Source organism: Clostridium sp. D46t1_190503_E9 (assembly GCF_015555225.1).
Lineage (GTDB): Bacteria > Bacillota > Clostridia > Clostridiales > Clostridiaceae > Clostridium.
The window spans coordinates 87,907-103,850 of the sequence record NZ_JADNKB010000009.1; the positions used below are offsets into that span (position 1 = coordinate 87,907).

The window sequence follows — 15,944 nt, forward strand, 5'->3', positions numbered from 1 at the left end:
GAATGCTAAATGGATTTTAATATTATACAAATTCTATTGGTTGCAGTATTTGCATTTATTGCAGCTATTGACCAATATAGTTTCCTAGAATCATTGTATCAACCAATTGTATCAGGAGCTGTTATTGGTGCAATTCTTGGAGACTTACAAACTGGACTTATTGTAGGTGGTACTTATCAATTAATGACAATCGGTAACATGCCTGTAGGTGGAGCTCAACCTCCAAATGCAGTTATCGGAGGAATAATGGCTGTAGTATTTGCCATTTCTTCTAAATTAGATCCAGCTGCCGCAGTTGGATTAGCAGTTCCATTTGCATTAATAGGACAATATTGTGTTACATTATTATTCACAATCATGTCACCATTAATGTCAAAAGCTGATAAATATGCTGATAATGCAGATACAAAAGGCATCAAAAGACTTAACTATGGCGCAATGGCTGCTTTAGGATTATTCTTTGCACTTGTAGTTGTTATAGGTTTAATAGGCGGTAGTGCTGCTGGTGAGTGGCTATCCGACTTCTCAACAAAATATGCTTGGTTCATGGATGGACTTAGTGCTGCTGGTAAAATGATGCGTTATGTTGGATTCGCAATTTTATTACGTATTATGTTATCAAATGACTTATGGGGAGTTTACTTTGCAGGTTTTGCACTTGCAACTATTATAGGAAAAATTGAAGGTTTGGGTAGCTCAGCTTTATTATTAATTGCATTTATTGGACTAGCAATATGCATTTACGACTTCCAAATTAATGTAAAAATGAAAGCTGCTTCAGCAAATATAGGAATGGGAGGAGATGACGAAGATGGAATCTAATAACACATTATATAAAGATTTGACTCCTGCCAAACAACTTGATAAGAAAACTTTAAACAAGATGGTTTGGCGTTCATTATTCTTACAGGCTTCATTTAACTATGAAAGAATGCAGGCTGCTGGATGGCTATATGGAATATTACCTGGACTTAAAAAAATTCATACTAATAAAGAAGACCTTTCAAAATCAATGAAACACAATCTAGAATTCTTTAATACTCACCCATTCCTTGTAACTTTTGTTATGGGTATAATTATGTCATTAGAGCAACAAAAAGCTGATACTAATACTATTCGTGCTGTCCGTGTTGCTGCTATGGGTCCTTTAGGTGGAATTGGAGATGCTATTTTCTGGTTCACATTAGTTCCAATTACTGCTGGTATCACTGCTAACATGGCTATTGGTGGATCCTTAATTGGTCCAATACTATTCTTGCTAATATTTAATGGTGTTCAATTTGGACTTAGATATTGGTTAATGCATTGGTCATATAACTTAGGTTCAAAAGCAATTGATATCTTGACAAAAAATGCTAAGGAATTTACACGTTCAGCTTCTATGTTAGGAGTATTCATAGTTGGAGCTCTTACTTCAAACTATGGTGCAACAAAACTAGCTATTGAAATACCAAATGGAGAAGCTCCAATTAATATACAAAATATATTAGATGGTGTTCTTCCTCAAATGCTTCCACTAGCTCTAACATTAATGTTATTCTACTTAATTAAGAAAAGAAAATGGACTCCTGTTGCATGTATAGGTTTATTACTTGTAATTGGTATAGTTGGTGGATTCTTTAAAATTTGGGCTAAATAATTTACTTCAAAAAGAGGACATGCTATTTATTAGCAGTCCTCTTTTTAATTATTAATATAATAATAGTATTCTCAACTTTATAAACATATAAACTTTTCTATCTCAGTATAAAAAAGAACAAATTCTTCTTTAAAATCCACTTACTTATTTATATCTTATATATTTCAAAAATACCTTTTTATAATTTACTTAAATATTTCTTTTACATTATCAGGTACTGTATTACCAGCTAAATTATATGCTAATAAAACAGATCCATTCCAAGGATCAAGTGCAGGTTCTTGTAAATGGCACTTTAATCCTGATTCATTTATCATTTCTTGAAGTGGCTCTAAAACATGTTTACCTGATTTAAACACACCACCAGTGTATGAAACAACGAACTCATCTTTGAAATTTAATTCTTTTGATATAGCAGATATGTGTTCAAATATAGCTTTTGCTGCATCTTTAAATATATTTTTACAAGCTGGACATCCCTCTTCTGCTGCTAAAAAGCATATTGTTGAAAACTTAGCTAATTCTGTTCTATTAAATTTCAATCTATTAAATGCAATATCAACAATTTCATATCTATATGTTATATTATATTCTTTTTCTAGTATATCAACTAAAACAGTTTTTTCACTTCTTCCATCTTTTTGTTTTGTATATTCATTAATCGTTCTAAGTGCAATCCAATAAGCACTTCCATCATCGCCTATTCCTGGTCCAAAACCACCACATCTTGCTAGCTTTCCTTCTGCATTTCTACCATAAGCTATGCTTCCTGTACCTGCTACTACATTTATACCTGGCTTACAAGCAGTTCCTCCTGCCCAACCATTAACAGCATCGTTATCAATTGAATACGGTATTTCCATAACTTCTTTTATAGCTCTATCAATTTTAACCATATCATCTAAGCTTTCACCATATCCGGGTACCCCTGCAAATGCGTATGAGATATCCTTTACAGAAATGTTTGCTTCTTCACATATCTTTGAAATATTTTCTCTTAGCTCACTCTTAATGCCTTCTACTCCAACTTGATGAATGTGTATAGTTGCTCCTTCTCTTTCGCATACCTTTTGTAACTTTTCATCTACTAATAGATACTTTGTTTTAGTGCCTCCACCATCAATTCCTAAATAATACATTTTGTTTCCCCCTACTACATTTATATATGTGATTGGATGTATTACACGTATTATTACTAACCTTATTACCTATAATCTGTATTTATTACTTTATATATTATATTAAAATCCATCAATTTAATTATATATTCATTATTATTAAATTCCAATAGTAATAAATTGCGAATATAAAGACTCCGTAAACATAATGATATGTATTAATGAGACTAATTCTTCATTTAATAATTTTAAGTGGAGAAATATAAGTTAGCGAAGATAAATAGACCGTGAAATAAGCATATAGCGAGCAATTAGAAGTACTTGGCGAAGGAAAAACTGCTAGGCCTTAGTGTTGCTTAATTGTTTGAGCGCAGCGAGTTAACCAAAACTATTGGCATAGTAGGTTTTCCAAGCCTAGTACTTCTTTGTGTAGCTATTTAGCTTATGGAACATTTCTAGTTATCTTAGCCTTTATATTCTCAATTTATTAAAATTCTATACTTCAATTTTATTTTCTCTAGCATAGTAGAATAAATATTGTTGAGCCATTCCTGATAAAGCTCCAAATTTATCTCTTGCAAATACTCTCATTTTGTTTAATGAAACATCTGGTGCCACATAAAAATGAATCATAGCTCTCTTTACCCATACATCTACAGGGAACGCTGAGTGTTTTGTCATTGAAAATAGCATTATACAATCTGCTACCTTAGCACCAACACCCATAAATTTTTGAAGTGCTATATGGCATTCATCATCATTTAATGACTTTATATATTCTAAATCAAAATCTAATATTTCCGGTCTTTCAGCATACTTATTAGGATTTAATTTAATTTCTTCTTTAACTTCTATAGCTTCATTTACTTTTTTAATTGTATCTAATATGTACTTACTTCTAAAAGATGCTCCTGTTTCTTGGATTTCTTCTAATGTAGCATCTTTAATTGCTTGTGGAGTTGGAAAAGTATAATATTCATTTTCTTTATACTCTATCTTTTCTCCCCATTTTTCACATATCTTCTTAACAGTTTTCTTTATTGAAGGAATGCTATTTCTTGCAGATATTATGAAACTTATAAGAATTTCAAAAGGATCTTGATTTAATATTCTTATACCATATCCAAATTCAACACTCTTTCTAAGTATTTCATCTTTTGCAAGTTCATCTTTTATTTCATCATAGTTTCTTTCTAAATCAAAATAATTTTTCCATATATTATTAAAATCTTCTTCATTTGAATTTAATATAATAACTTCATCATCATTTTGAACTACTTCAATAACTCTTCCATAAGCAACTATGATATAGTTATTATCTTCTATCTTATCCCATCTAAAACATTGTCCACACTCTAATATTTGTTTTATATTAAAATTCTTTGTACCTTGTATTATTACTTTATTATCTTCAAATAAAACATTTTTAAAATCCATTTTTTCACCTCATATATATCATTAATATATTATTTATCCCCGAGATATTAATAAACTATTCTTATTAGGTTGCCTTTTCCCCCTCAACGGATAACTTAATATTAAAAATTTACTCTTTATAAATTATATCATACTATAAACAAAATGGATAATTGATATCCAATAATAATATTTTCTCTTAATTTTATTAAATAAATATACTAATCTTCTAACATATTAATGTTTTAATGTGGCTATTATCATTTTAAATATAAAAAATAGAGGAATTAAATAAACTCCTCTATCTTAATAAGCTAAGCAAATCAAATCCTATTTAGATTTAACTTTTAATAATTGTAGAATCCTCTTCCACTCTTTCTTCCAAGATATCCAGCTCTAACATACTTTCTTAAAAGATTACTTGCTCTATATTTAGTATCTCCTGTTTCATTATATAAAACATCCATAATAGCTAAACATACATCTAAACCTATAAGATCTCCTAAAGCTAAAGGCCCCATTGGATGATTTGCACCATATTTCATAGCTGTATCTATATCTTCAACTGAAGCTATTCCTTCTTGAAGGATAAATGATGCTTCATTAATCATTGGTATAAGTATTCTATTAACAACAAATCCTGGTGCCTCTGCAACTTCTACTGGCTCTTTTCCAATTGCTACTGATAATTCTTTTATAGCATCAAAAGTTTCATTTGATGTTGCCATACCTTTTATAATTTCTACTAGCTTCATTACTGGAGCTGGATTAAAGAAATGCATTCCTATAACTTTATCAGGTCTCTTTGTTGCTGAAGCAACTTCTGTTATTGATAAAGATGATGTATTAGAAGCTAATATAGTAGATTCTTTACAAATTCCATCTAATTCAGCAAATATACTCTTTTTAATTTCCATATTTTCAACAGCAGCTTCAATTACTAAATCACAATCTTCTGCAAGAGATAAATCAGTAGTTCCAGTTATTCTAGAAAGAACAGCTTCCTTATCTTCTTCAGTCATCTTTCCTTTAGCAACTAACTTAGTTAGCCCTTTATTAATCCCAGCTATACCTCTTTCAACAAATTCGTCTTTTATATCTCTAACTATTACTTCATAGCCCTTTTGAGCAAAAGCTTGAACTATACCTGCTCCCATAGTTCCAGCACCTATAACAAAAATCTTTTCCATATTAAAAAACCTCCCAATTTTAATTCTCTTTCATTGCCTTTACTTGAGCTGTCATTTCTGGAACAACTTTTAACAAGTCTCCAACTATTGCATAATCAGCTGTTTTCATTATTGGAGCTGATGCATCTTTATTTATAGCTATTATTAAATCTGAATCTTGCATACCTGCAACGTGTTGTATTGCACCTGAAATACCACAAGCTATATATATAGTAGGTCTTACTGTCTTACCTGTTTGACCAACTTGATAATCTCTTTCTATCCAGCCATTTTCAACAGCTGCTCTTGAGCCTGCTACTGTTCCACCTAAAGCTTCTGCTAATTCTTCTAAAATAGCAAAGTTTTCTTTTGCTCCTACTCCTCTACCACCTGAAACTATAAAGTTAGCTTCACTTATATCAACAATATCCTTAGCTTCTTTTACTATTTCAACTATTTTAGTTCTGATATCTGAATCTAAGATTTTTACTTCCACTTCTTCCACAGTAAAGCTTCTATCTTCATCTGGAAGCTTTTCAAATACTCCAGGTCTTACTGTTGCCATTTGTGGTCTGTGATCTGGGCATGCAATTGTAGCCATTAAGTTACCACCAAATGCTGGTCTTGTAGCTAATAAATCTGCTTTTTCAACATCAACATCTAAAACTGTGCAGTCTGCTGTTAATCCTGTAGATAATCTTGCAGCTACTCTAGGTCCTAAATCTCTTCCAATGAAAGTTGCTCCTATAAATAAAATTCCTGGCTTTCTTTCATTTGCTAAGTCACAAATAACCTTTGTATAACCATCAGTAGTATAGTGCTTTAATAATTCATTTTCTGCAACTATAACTTCATCTGCTCCATGTCTTCCTAATGTATCAGCTAAATCTCTTATATTATCTCCTAATAAAAGAGCTGTTAATTTTACACCTAATTTATCTGCAATTTTTCTTCCTTCACCAAGTAACTCTAGAGAAACCTTTTGAAGCTCTCCTTCTCTTTGCTCTGCAAATACCCATACGCCTTTGTAATCTGCTAAACTCATCTTTTTTACCTCCCATATTTCCTAGATGTAGTGTTTTTCTTTTAATTTACCTAATACATATTTTACAGCTTCACCTGGAACTTCATTTATTAATTCGCCTGCTCCCTTAGCTTCTTTAGTCATTGACTTTTTAACCTTTGTTGGTGAACCTTTAAGTCCTAATTCTTCTTTATTTACTTCTAAATCGTCTGCTGACCAAACTTTTATTTCTGTATTTGCAGTATCAAAGATATATCTAACATTCATATATCTTGGCTCATTTAATTCTTTTATAGCTGTTAATAAAACTGGTGTATTAACCTTTATTAATTCATAACCGTCCTCTAATGCTCTATTTATTAATAATCCATCATCCTCTACCTTAACATCTTGAACATATGTCACTTGAGGTATATTTAAATGTTCTGCAATTTCTGGTCCAACTTGAGCAGTATCCCCATCTATAGCTTGTCTTCCAGCAAAAACTATATCATATTCTAAGGTTCTTATTGCTCCTGCTAAAGTCTTTGAAGTAGCTAATGTGTCGGCACCAGCAAAAGCTCTATCTGTTATAAGTATAGCTTCATCAGCCCCCATACATAACGCTTCTCTTAATGCATTTTTTGCTTGAGGAGGTCCCATACTTATTACTGTAACCTTTCCACCTACATTATCTTTTAAAGTTAAGGCTGCTTCTAAAGCATGCTTATCTTCTGGATTTATTATTGACGGAACACCATCTCTTATAAGAGTTCCTGTCTTTGGATCAATTTTAACAGCTGTTGTATCTGGAACTTGTTTTAAACAAACTACTATATTCATTTATAAATCCTCCCCCTATTATCTTAAAGCATTTCCTGAAATAACCATCTTTTGAACTTCTGAAGTTCCTTCATATATTTCAGTTATCTTTGCATCTCTCATCATTCTTTCAACTGGGTATTCTTTAGTGTATCCATATCCACCAAATATTTGAACTGCCTTAGTTGTTACATCCATAGCAACTTCTGCTGCATAAAGCTTAGCTCTTGCTGCATCTACTGAATATGGAAGTCTATTATCTTTTAACCAAGCAGCTTTATAAACTAAATGTCTTGCAGCTTCAATTTTAGTATCCATTTCTGCTATCATCCATTGAAGTCCTTGGAATGCTGATAATGGTTTTCCAAATTGCTTTCTTTCTTTCATATAAGCAACTGCTTCATCATATGCACCTTCTGCAATTCCTAAAGCTTGAGCTGCTATACCAATTCTTCCACCATCAAGAGTTTTCATAGCTATACCAAAGCCCTTACCTTCTTGTCCAATTAAGTTTTCCTTTGGTACTACACAATTACTCATAACTAATTCTGTTGTTGAAGATCCTCTAATTCCAAGCTTATCTTCCTTTTTACCAATTGAGAAGCCTTCAAAACTTTTTTCAACTATAAATGCTGAAATTCCTCTTGTTCCTTTACTTCTATCAGTCATAGCAAAAATTATAAATGTATCAGCTACTCCACCATTTGTTATAAATATCTTTGATCCATTTAATATATAATTATCTCCATCTAACACGGCTACAGTTTGTTGTCCTGCTGCATCTGTACCTGCTCCTGGTTCTGTTAATCCAAAAGCTCCTAGCTTTTTGCCACTTGCAAGATCTACTAGATATTTTTCTTTTTGCTCTTTTGTTCCAAATTGTTCTATTAAAGAAGCACAAAGAGAAGTATGAGCAGATACTATAACCCCTGTAGTTCCACAAACTTTTGATAGTTCTTCTACTGCTAAAATATAAGAAAGAGTATCTCCACCAGCTCCGCCATATTCTTTAGCAAATGGAATTCCTAACATTCCAAGTTCAGCCATCTTTTTAACATTTTCCATTGGAAATCTTTCTGTCTCATCAATTTCAGCAGCAATTGGTTTTACTTCATTCACAGCGAATTCTCTAACCATTTGTCTTACTAATTCTTGTTCTCTAGTTAATTGAAAATTCATTTATTATACCTCCTCGATATTGCACCCTTTTTACTTAAACACTTCCGTTTTAATATTGCGACAATTCGTTATATTTTATTTTTTCTGACTATTTATTTGAAAAATTTTTAGCTCTCTTTTCCATGAAAGCTGCCATTCCTTCTTTTTGATCTTCTGTAGAGAAGCATTTCCCAAAATCCTCAGCTTCAATTTCTACAGCTGTATCTATATCAACTTGCATTCCCCTATTTATAGCATCCTTACATAACTTAACTGCTATTGGAGCATTAGCTATTATGGTATTTGCCATAGTTTTTGCTTCTTCCATTAAATTTTCAAGAGCTACAACTTTATTTACCAAACCAATTCTAAGTGCTTCTTCTGCTTTTACAGTTGCACATGTATAAATAAGCTCTTTAGCCTTACCTTCTCCAACTAGTCTAGCTAACCTTTGAGTTCCCCCAAATCCTGGTGTTATTCCAAGACCAACCTCTGGTTGAGCAAATCTTGCCTTTTCTGAAGCTATTCTTATATCACAAGCCATAGCTAATTCACAACCACCACCAAGAGCAAATCCTGATACTGCTGCAATTACAGGCTTGTCTAATTTTTCTAATCTTCTGAAAACTCTGTTTCCTAAAAGGCCAAATTCTTTTCCTTCTTCCTCTGATAAATCTTTCATTTCTGAAATATCAGCTCCTGCGACAAAAGCTTTTTCTCCAGCTCCTGTTAATATAACACAATAAATATTACTATCATTTTCTAAGTCTTCTAATACTACGTCTAAATCTTTTAATGTTTCTGAGTTTAATGCATTTAATGCTTTAGGTCTATTAATTGTAACAATCGCTAGATTTTCTTCTTTTTCAAGAATTATATTTTTTAATTCCATTATAGAATCCTCCCTTTTATCCATGCTTATATTAAGTTTTTTCAATAGACATAACCCATGTAGTATCTTATAATTGCATTTAAAACATATTAAAAATTATATTAATGTTAATATGTATCATAAAACAACAAATTTGTTAATCTTATAACAATCATAAGCAAAAATAATTGAAGCAGATGCTTCAATTATTATTATAAACTTTAAAATTTTCTTTTGCAATAACTATTTCTAATTTAATCCAATTATCAATTTAGTTATTTATTTTCATTTTTATCATGTAATAAATATATTAATGTCAATAAACTTTCTGATAAATGAACATTTTCTACTGTTATATCTTCTGGTACTATTAAATCAACAGGTGCAAAATTCCATATACCTGTTACTCCATTTTCCACTAAAGTATCGCATACCTTTTGTGCATTAATTCTTGGAACACAAATTATACCTATATCTATGTTATTATCTTCAAGATAATCTTTTAGTATATCTATATCTTGTATTTCTATATCTCTTATTCTCATTCCTATAAGTTTTGGATTTGCATCAAATATTGCTTCTATATCTAATCCAATTTGAGAAAATCTACTGTAATTTGCTATTGCCTGACCTATATTTCCGGCTCCGATGATTACACCCTTATATTCTCTATTTAATCCTAATATAATGCTAATTTGATTATATAAGTCCTTTACATTGTATCCATATCCTTGTTGACCAAAATCACCAAAACAATTTAAATCCTGTCTTATTTGTGATGCCGTAAATCCTATTTTTTCTCCAAGTTCTTTTGAAGAGATTCTATCTACATCGTTTCTTAACAATTCTTGTAAATATCTATGATATTTTGGTAATCTCTTGATTACAGCCATTGAAATATTCTTTTTCTTATCCATACTATATATTCTCCTACTTTCTCTTATCTTATATATTAAAACAATATTATTCTTATTTATATTTATTATTTTACCACTTTTATCATAATTTTAAAACAACTTAGGTTAACTATTTAACAAGCTAAAATTCATATAAAATAGTTAATTTTTTCTCAATCATATAAGTTTACATACTATTATTATTGCCAATTTATACATTTCTTATATATTTTTAACAAATTTTATTTTCATATAAAATTTAGTGTAGTTATATTACATAAAAAAATTAAGACTTATGTATAACGTAGCAGATCCGTTATACATAAGTCTCAAATTTATACAAAGCCTTATTAATATGCTCTGTAAACAAGATAATGATCTTGTATGCTTCCCTTATGCCTGAAATGTTCTCAACCTAGTTTATTATATTGAATATGCTGAAATTTGTCAATAAAAATAGTATTTGAAATTATTTCAAGCATCTTGTTGAGTTTATTACTGCTATTACTGTAACTCCAACATCTGCAAATACAGCTTCCCACATATTAGCAATACCAAAAGCTCCTAAAAGTAATACAAGAACTTTTACTCCTAATGAGAATATTATATTTTGCCATAATACTTTATTGGTTTTTCTTGCAACTTTAATAGCTGTAACTAGAGCCTCTGGATCATCTTTCATTAAAACAACATCTGCTGCCTCTATAGCCGCATCTGATCCAATACCACCCATAGCAACTCCAATATCTGCTCTTGCTAAAACTGGAGCATCATTTATTCCATCACCTACAAATATAACCTTTCCTTCAGTTGAATTATTTTCAATTAACTCTTCTACTTTATCAACCTTATCTCCTGGTAACAATTCAGCAAACACTTTATCAACACCTACTAATGATGCTACCTTTTCTCCTACGGATTTATTGTCTCCTGTTAACATAACAGTTTGAGATACACCTATACTCTTTAAACCTGCTATTGCTGATTTAGAACTTTCTTTTATTTCATCTGAAATTACTATATTACCTTTATATTCATTATTTATTGCTACATGGACTATTGTTCCAATTGAATTTATATTATTATATTTTATTTCGAACTTTTCCATAAGCTTATAGTTACCAATTAATACTTGTGAATTATTAATAGTTACCTTAATTCCATGTCCAGATATCTCTTCGTAATCACTTAATTCATTAGAATCTATTTCTTTTCCATATTCCTTAATTATAGATTGTGCTATTGGATGATTTGATAAACTTTCAGAAATAGCTGCAACCTTTATTAGCTCTTCTTTAGGTATATCAATATTATTTACTTCGGTTACTTTGAAAACACCTTTTGTTAATGTTCCTGTTTTATCAAAAACAACTGTATTAACATCTTTAAGTGCCTCTAAGTAATTTCCACCCTTAACTAATATACCTTTTCTAGAAGCACCACCAATTCCAGCAAATAATCCAAGAGGGATTGAAACTACCAAAGCACATGGACAAGATACTACTAAGAATATCAATGCTCTATAAATCCAGTCATAAAAACTTGCATCCTTTATCACTAAAGGTGGTATTATTGCCAATGCTAATGCAGAGAAAACAACTATTGGAGTATAAATTCTTGCAAATTTAGTTATAAACTTTTCAGTTGGTGCCTTTTTATTAGAAGCATTTTCTACTAATTCTAAAATTCTAGAAACTGTTGACTCCTTAAAGTTCTTAGTTACTTTTACCTTTAAAACACCATTAGTATTTATAAAACCAGCTAATATATCTTCTCCTATTGAAATTTCTCTTGGAACTGATTCTCCAGTAAGCGCTGATGTATCAACAAAACTCGTTCCATCTAATACTGTACCATCTAATGGCACTCTTTCTCCTGGTTTTATAATTATTACATCATCTATATTAACAGTTTCTGGGTTAACTTTTTCTTCTTTCCCATTCTTTAAAATATTTGCATAATCAGCTCTTATATTCATAAGAGAAGTAATTGATTTCCTTGATCTATTTACTGCATATGATTGGAATACTTCTCCTATTTGATAAAATAACATAACAGCTACACCTTCTGGAAACTCTCCTACAAAGAATGCACCTAAAGTAGCTACTGTCATTAAGAAATTTTCATCAAAAACTTCTCCTCTTAAGATATTTTTTATAGCAGTTAATACAACTTCTCCTCCAACTAATACATAACTAAGCGCAAATAATACTACAGATAGAATTGATCCTTCAGTTGAAATCAAAGCAATTGCATATACTATTGCTCCTATTATTAGCCTCATGTTTTCTTTCAAACTCACTGCTTCTCCGTGAGAATGATCATGTGAATGCCCATGAGAATGATCATGTGAATGTCCATGTGAGTGTTCATGTGAGTGTTCATGAGAATTCTCATTGGATTCGCCTCTTAAATTGCTATGAGAATGATTATTGTCATGATTATGATTTTCTTTATCACTTTTATTTTCTATTGAACACGTACCACTTGTACACTTATTAACTTCTTTAGTAACAATATTATTTTCATTTTTATTAAATACTTTGACACCTGGTTCAAGTTTATTTATTATCCCTTTTGCTTCTGCTATAACATCATCATTATGTCTTTCCCCATTTAATTCTATAATTAAAGTTGATGTTGTAAAATTTAAAGTAGCTTCTTTAACACCATTGATACTATTTACTCTTGTTTCAATTTTGTTTGCACAATTTGCACATGTTAAACCTGATAAAATTAATTTTATTTCATTACTACTCATATTTTTCACCACTTTCCTATTCAATAATGTGCTTAAATCCTTCATTAAATATATGCTTGATATGATCATCTGATAATGAATAATATATAACTTTCCCATCTCTTCTAAACTTAACTAATCTATTTGATTTTAATACTCTAAGCTGATGTGAGATTGCAGATTGTGTCATATTCAATAGTGCAGCTAAATCACATACACATAATTCTTCCTGGAATAAAGCACATAATATTTTTATTCTTGTAGAATCACTAAAAGCTTTAAATAAATCAGCTAAATCGTATAATTTTTCCTCATCTGGTATAGACTTTCTTACTTTATCAACAACATCCTTATGAATTATTGTACAATTACAACTTTCTAATTTATTCTCTTCCATAATTCCCTCCCACAACATATGAACAATTGCTCATATGTTTATTTAATAATATTATATGATATTCCCATCAAATGTGTCAACTTTAAATAAAAAAATTTTCCATAAATCTACTTTTCAAATATTACACTGTTAAACTTCTTATATAATAAGATTTTCGAAATCTTATGCTTTTATACTGTCCTTATATAAAAAAATAGAGAGTCTATTGACTCTCTATATTACTAAAGCTATATGCTCTTTTAACTTTTGATTTAAAACTACTTCGTTTAATACCATATTCACAACAGTACTACAAATATGACTAGCAAAAAGTAAATCTTTCTCGTATGAGGCTATTCCTTCGTATTCTTTTTGAAGTTTCATTATATACTTCCCAATTTCTTCTGATGTTAGGTGGAAATTCATATCTCTTTTTATATTATAATCCTTAGAAAATTTATTTAATTCATTTTCATATAATACATGTTCCTTCATAGCATTAGCACTTTTAAATTCCCATCTTTGAAAATGTGGAATACAGAAAAAGTCACATAAAAAATGACAAACAACGCCTAGCTCTTGATTAAATTTTTTAGATGAATATCTACTATAGATATCATCTAAAGTTAATGAGGATAAAAATTCTATCTTTTTAACAACCATATCAAAACTTTCATCTATATAGTGTTTTTTAAATTTATACTTTGATACAGAATCAGGTTTTAAGTTTCCCCATATAAAATGTCCATCATTTATTATAAAGACTTTATCCTCTTCTACATTGCTTATAAATTGTTGTGCTAAAGCTTTGTGAGTATTCATCATCATAATTTCCTCACCTCGCTTTTCTTATTTAACTATATGATAATACTATAGATGATAAAAAACAAATATGTTTTCTTGTATATAGCCCCACTTATTATCATATTAGTAATTGCCTTCTCTCTTAACCATTATAACCTTAAATCTATAATTTGTTAATATTTACCTTTAATACTTCTTTTATTTTTTCGAATAATTTAGGTTGTATATCTGGATAAGTTAAATTTTTAGGTATATTATCAAATTCTTTAATTTCTCCTATTTCAAAATCCGGCAAATCTCCTAAAGAATATATTTCAGCAAAGAATAATGCCGCGTAACTTTTCTTTCCATTAATCTCTAAAGAATAATCGTTCATGTATAATATTTCAAATTCCTTAGCTCCTGTTTCTTCAAATAATTCTCTTTTTGCCGTAAAATTTATATCTTCATTAATTTCTCTATGTCCTGCTGGAATTTCCCACGTATCTCGTTCTTTATGTTTAACAAATATCCATTTATTCTTATATCTTGATACAATTATTGCATAAAGTAATTTTTCATTTTCTACTATATTTTTTTCATAAAATTCAATTTTCATATGCTACTCCTATTTATAAAGGTATTATTTATAAAATAATAGATATATTCAGTATAATAATCTATACTTTCATATATCTACATCTTTTAATAAATATTAATATATCGTTTATTCACTATCTTTTAATAAATTACTTAATTCACTTTTAAATTTTCTTAAATAATAATTTTTATTGTCTTCCTATTTAAATATATGTATCTTTCCACTATCATTTAAGTTTTTTAATATTATAACTATTATAGGTAATACAAATAATCCTAGGAATCCAAATATTTTAACTCCTATAAACATACACATCAACATTATTATAGGATGCAACCCAACTTGCTGTCCTACAACTTTTGGTTCTAAAACGTTTCTTACTATTGTTATAACAACATAAACTATAGTTAATCCTATTGCTAAAGCTATATTACCTCTAATTAATTCTATTATAATCCAAGGTATAACTATCCCACCTGTTCCAAGTACAGGAAGTACATCTACACAAGCTATTAATAATGCTATTGTAATTGCGCCCTCTATCCTTAATATAGATAGCCCTATAGCTAGTTCTATAAAAGTTACTGTTATTATTATTGAATAAGCCTTTACAAATTTAAATAAGGTACCAACTATATAATCTTTAACATCAAATATCAAACTAGAAGTTTTTTCAGAAAATTGTCTTGTTATAAAACTTGTTATATTTGTATAATCCATCGCAAAGAAGAAAGATGCAATAATGGAAAATATCACTATAATAAAAAATGTTGGTACAGAAGTAACTGTTGATGATACAAATACAACAACGCCTGATGATATACTAGAAATTACAGCTCCTAATGATTCTGTAAATGAGGATATAATATCTCTTATAGCTTGCACTAAAGTAGGATCTAATTTTATCAATATATCTTCAAATCCGCTAGATAACTGAAATATTGCTGGTTCTATAGAAGTCATATAAATGCCTGGCAATTTAATAAATAATTCCTTTAATGCAACAAATACCTTTACTATAATTAATGTAAATAAGGCTCCAACTGTTGTATAAAAAATTAAAACTGTAATACCAGCAACCGCCTTCCTATTTACCCCAGATTTTCTTGATATTAGATTTATCAATGGCTTTAATATAAATGCTATTCCAAATCCTATTACAAATGGTAAAAACCAAGCTAGCCCATATCTAATTGCAATATATATTATTGCAGAAACGATTGCTAAGTACAGCGTATTAATTATAAATTCTCTTTTTTTCTCTACACCCATCATCTTAATCTCCTTATATTTTATATTGATTATACAATAAATAAATTTAATTTTAAATTTATAATTTCAATATTAATTTA

Annotated in this window: 15 protein-coding genes; 2 read left to right on the plus strand and 13 right to left on the minus strand. The window is 29.7% G+C overall.

The genetic code is table 11. The features are described 5' to 3' along the window. Positions 1–9: 9 nt before the first annotated feature. Both I2E83_RS11675 and I2E83_RS11680 read left to right on the plus strand, forming a co-directional pair. Entirely contained in the window at positions 10–822 is an 813-nt protein-coding gene (locus tag I2E83_RS11675) for a PTS sugar transporter subunit IIC (protein WP_195429932.1), read from the plus strand. Beyond that, the gene (locus I2E83_RS11680) at positions 812–1,639 is read left to right on the plus strand and encodes a PTS system mannose/fructose/sorbose family transporter subunit IID (RefSeq protein ID WP_195266694.1); all 828 of its coding nucleotides are present in this window, start codon (positions 812–814) and stop codon (positions 1,637–1,639) included. Before I2E83_RS11675 ends, I2E83_RS11680 begins: the two co-directional genes overlap by 11 nt. A 185-nt stretch (positions 1,640–1,824) precedes the next feature. On the opposite strand, the gene I2E83_RS11685 is transcribed toward I2E83_RS11680, so the two are convergent. The 13 genes from I2E83_RS11685 to ytvI all read right to left on the minus strand — a co-directional run bounded on the left by I2E83_RS11685 (position 1,825) and on the right by ytvI (position 15,867). Further along, positions 1,825–2,778, minus strand: a complete 954-nt coding sequence (locus I2E83_RS11685; RefSeq protein WP_195429933.1) for a BadF/BadG/BcrA/BcrD ATPase family protein — start codon at positions 2,776–2,778, stop codon at positions 1,825–1,827. 474 nt (positions 2,779–3,252) lie between these two features. Then, positions 3,253–4,194 (minus strand): DNA-3-methyladenine glycosylase 2 family protein, encoded by a 942-nt coding sequence (locus I2E83_RS11690; protein ID WP_195266560.1) that lies wholly within the window; start codon positions 4,192–4,194, stop codon positions 3,253–3,255. Between the two features lie 326 nt (positions 4,195–4,520). Continuing rightward, complete coding sequence (locus I2E83_RS11695; RefSeq protein ID WP_195429934.1) at positions 4,521–5,363, minus strand: 3-hydroxybutyryl-CoA dehydrogenase; 843 nt, start codon at positions 5,361–5,363, stop codon at positions 4,521–4,523. A gap of 19 nt (positions 5,364–5,382) precedes the next feature. Beyond that, a complete protein-coding gene (locus tag I2E83_RS11700) occupies positions 5,383–6,387 on the minus strand; it encodes an electron transfer flavoprotein subunit alpha/FixB family protein (RefSeq protein WP_195266555.1) in 1,005 nt (334 codons plus the stop codon). 21 nt (positions 6,388–6,408) lie between these two features. After that, positions 6,409–7,188 carry an electron transfer flavoprotein subunit beta/FixA family protein gene (locus tag I2E83_RS11705; protein WP_195266553.1) on the minus strand — a complete coding sequence of 260 codons (780 nt, stop codon included), beginning with the start codon at positions 7,186–7,188 and terminating at the stop codon, positions 6,409–6,411. A gap of 18 nt (positions 7,189–7,206) precedes the next feature. After that, a complete protein-coding gene (locus I2E83_RS11710) occupies positions 7,207–8,346 on the minus strand; it encodes an acyl-CoA dehydrogenase (protein ID WP_195266551.1) in 1,140 nt (379 codons plus the stop codon). Positions 8,347–8,434: 88 nt separating this feature from the next. Further along, positions 8,435–9,217: a short-chain-enoyl-CoA hydratase gene (locus tag I2E83_RS11715; RefSeq protein WP_195429935.1), complete on the minus strand. Its 783-nt coding sequence runs from the start codon at positions 9,215–9,217 to the stop codon at positions 8,435–8,437. Between the two features lie 254 nt (positions 9,218–9,471). Further along, positions 9,472–10,113 carry a redox-sensing transcriptional repressor Rex gene (locus tag I2E83_RS11720; protein WP_195266547.1) on the minus strand — a complete coding sequence of 214 codons (642 nt, stop codon included), beginning with the start codon at positions 10,111–10,113 and terminating at the stop codon, positions 9,472–9,474. A 448-nt stretch (positions 10,114–10,561) separates the two neighbouring features. After that, positions 10,562–12,853, minus strand: a complete 2,292-nt coding sequence (locus tag I2E83_RS11725; RefSeq protein WP_195429936.1) for a heavy metal translocating P-type ATPase — start codon at positions 12,851–12,853, stop codon at positions 10,562–10,564. A 16-nt stretch (positions 12,854–12,869) separates the two neighbouring features. Beyond that, positions 12,870–13,229 (minus strand): metalloregulator ArsR/SmtB family transcription factor, encoded by a 360-nt coding sequence (locus I2E83_RS11730; protein WP_195266535.1) that lies wholly within the window; start codon positions 13,227–13,229, stop codon positions 12,870–12,872. A gap of 213 nt (positions 13,230–13,442) precedes the next feature. Continuing rightward, complete coding sequence (locus tag I2E83_RS11735; RefSeq protein WP_195266533.1) at positions 13,443–14,036, minus strand: zinc dependent phospholipase C family protein; 594 nt, start codon at positions 14,034–14,036, stop codon at positions 13,443–13,445. A gap of 139 nt (positions 14,037–14,175) precedes the next feature. Then, positions 14,176–14,610 carry an NUDIX domain-containing protein gene (locus tag I2E83_RS11740; protein WP_195266532.1) on the minus strand — a complete coding sequence of 145 codons (435 nt, stop codon included), beginning with the start codon at positions 14,608–14,610 and terminating at the stop codon, positions 14,176–14,178. A 180-nt stretch (positions 14,611–14,790) separates the two neighbouring features. Continuing rightward, the gene (ytvI, locus tag I2E83_RS11745; RefSeq protein ID WP_243242200.1) at positions 14,791–15,867 is read right to left on the minus strand and encodes a sporulation integral membrane protein YtvI; all 1,077 of its coding nucleotides are present in this window, start codon (positions 15,865–15,867) and stop codon (positions 14,791–14,793) included. Positions 15,868–15,944 lie beyond the last annotated feature (77 nt).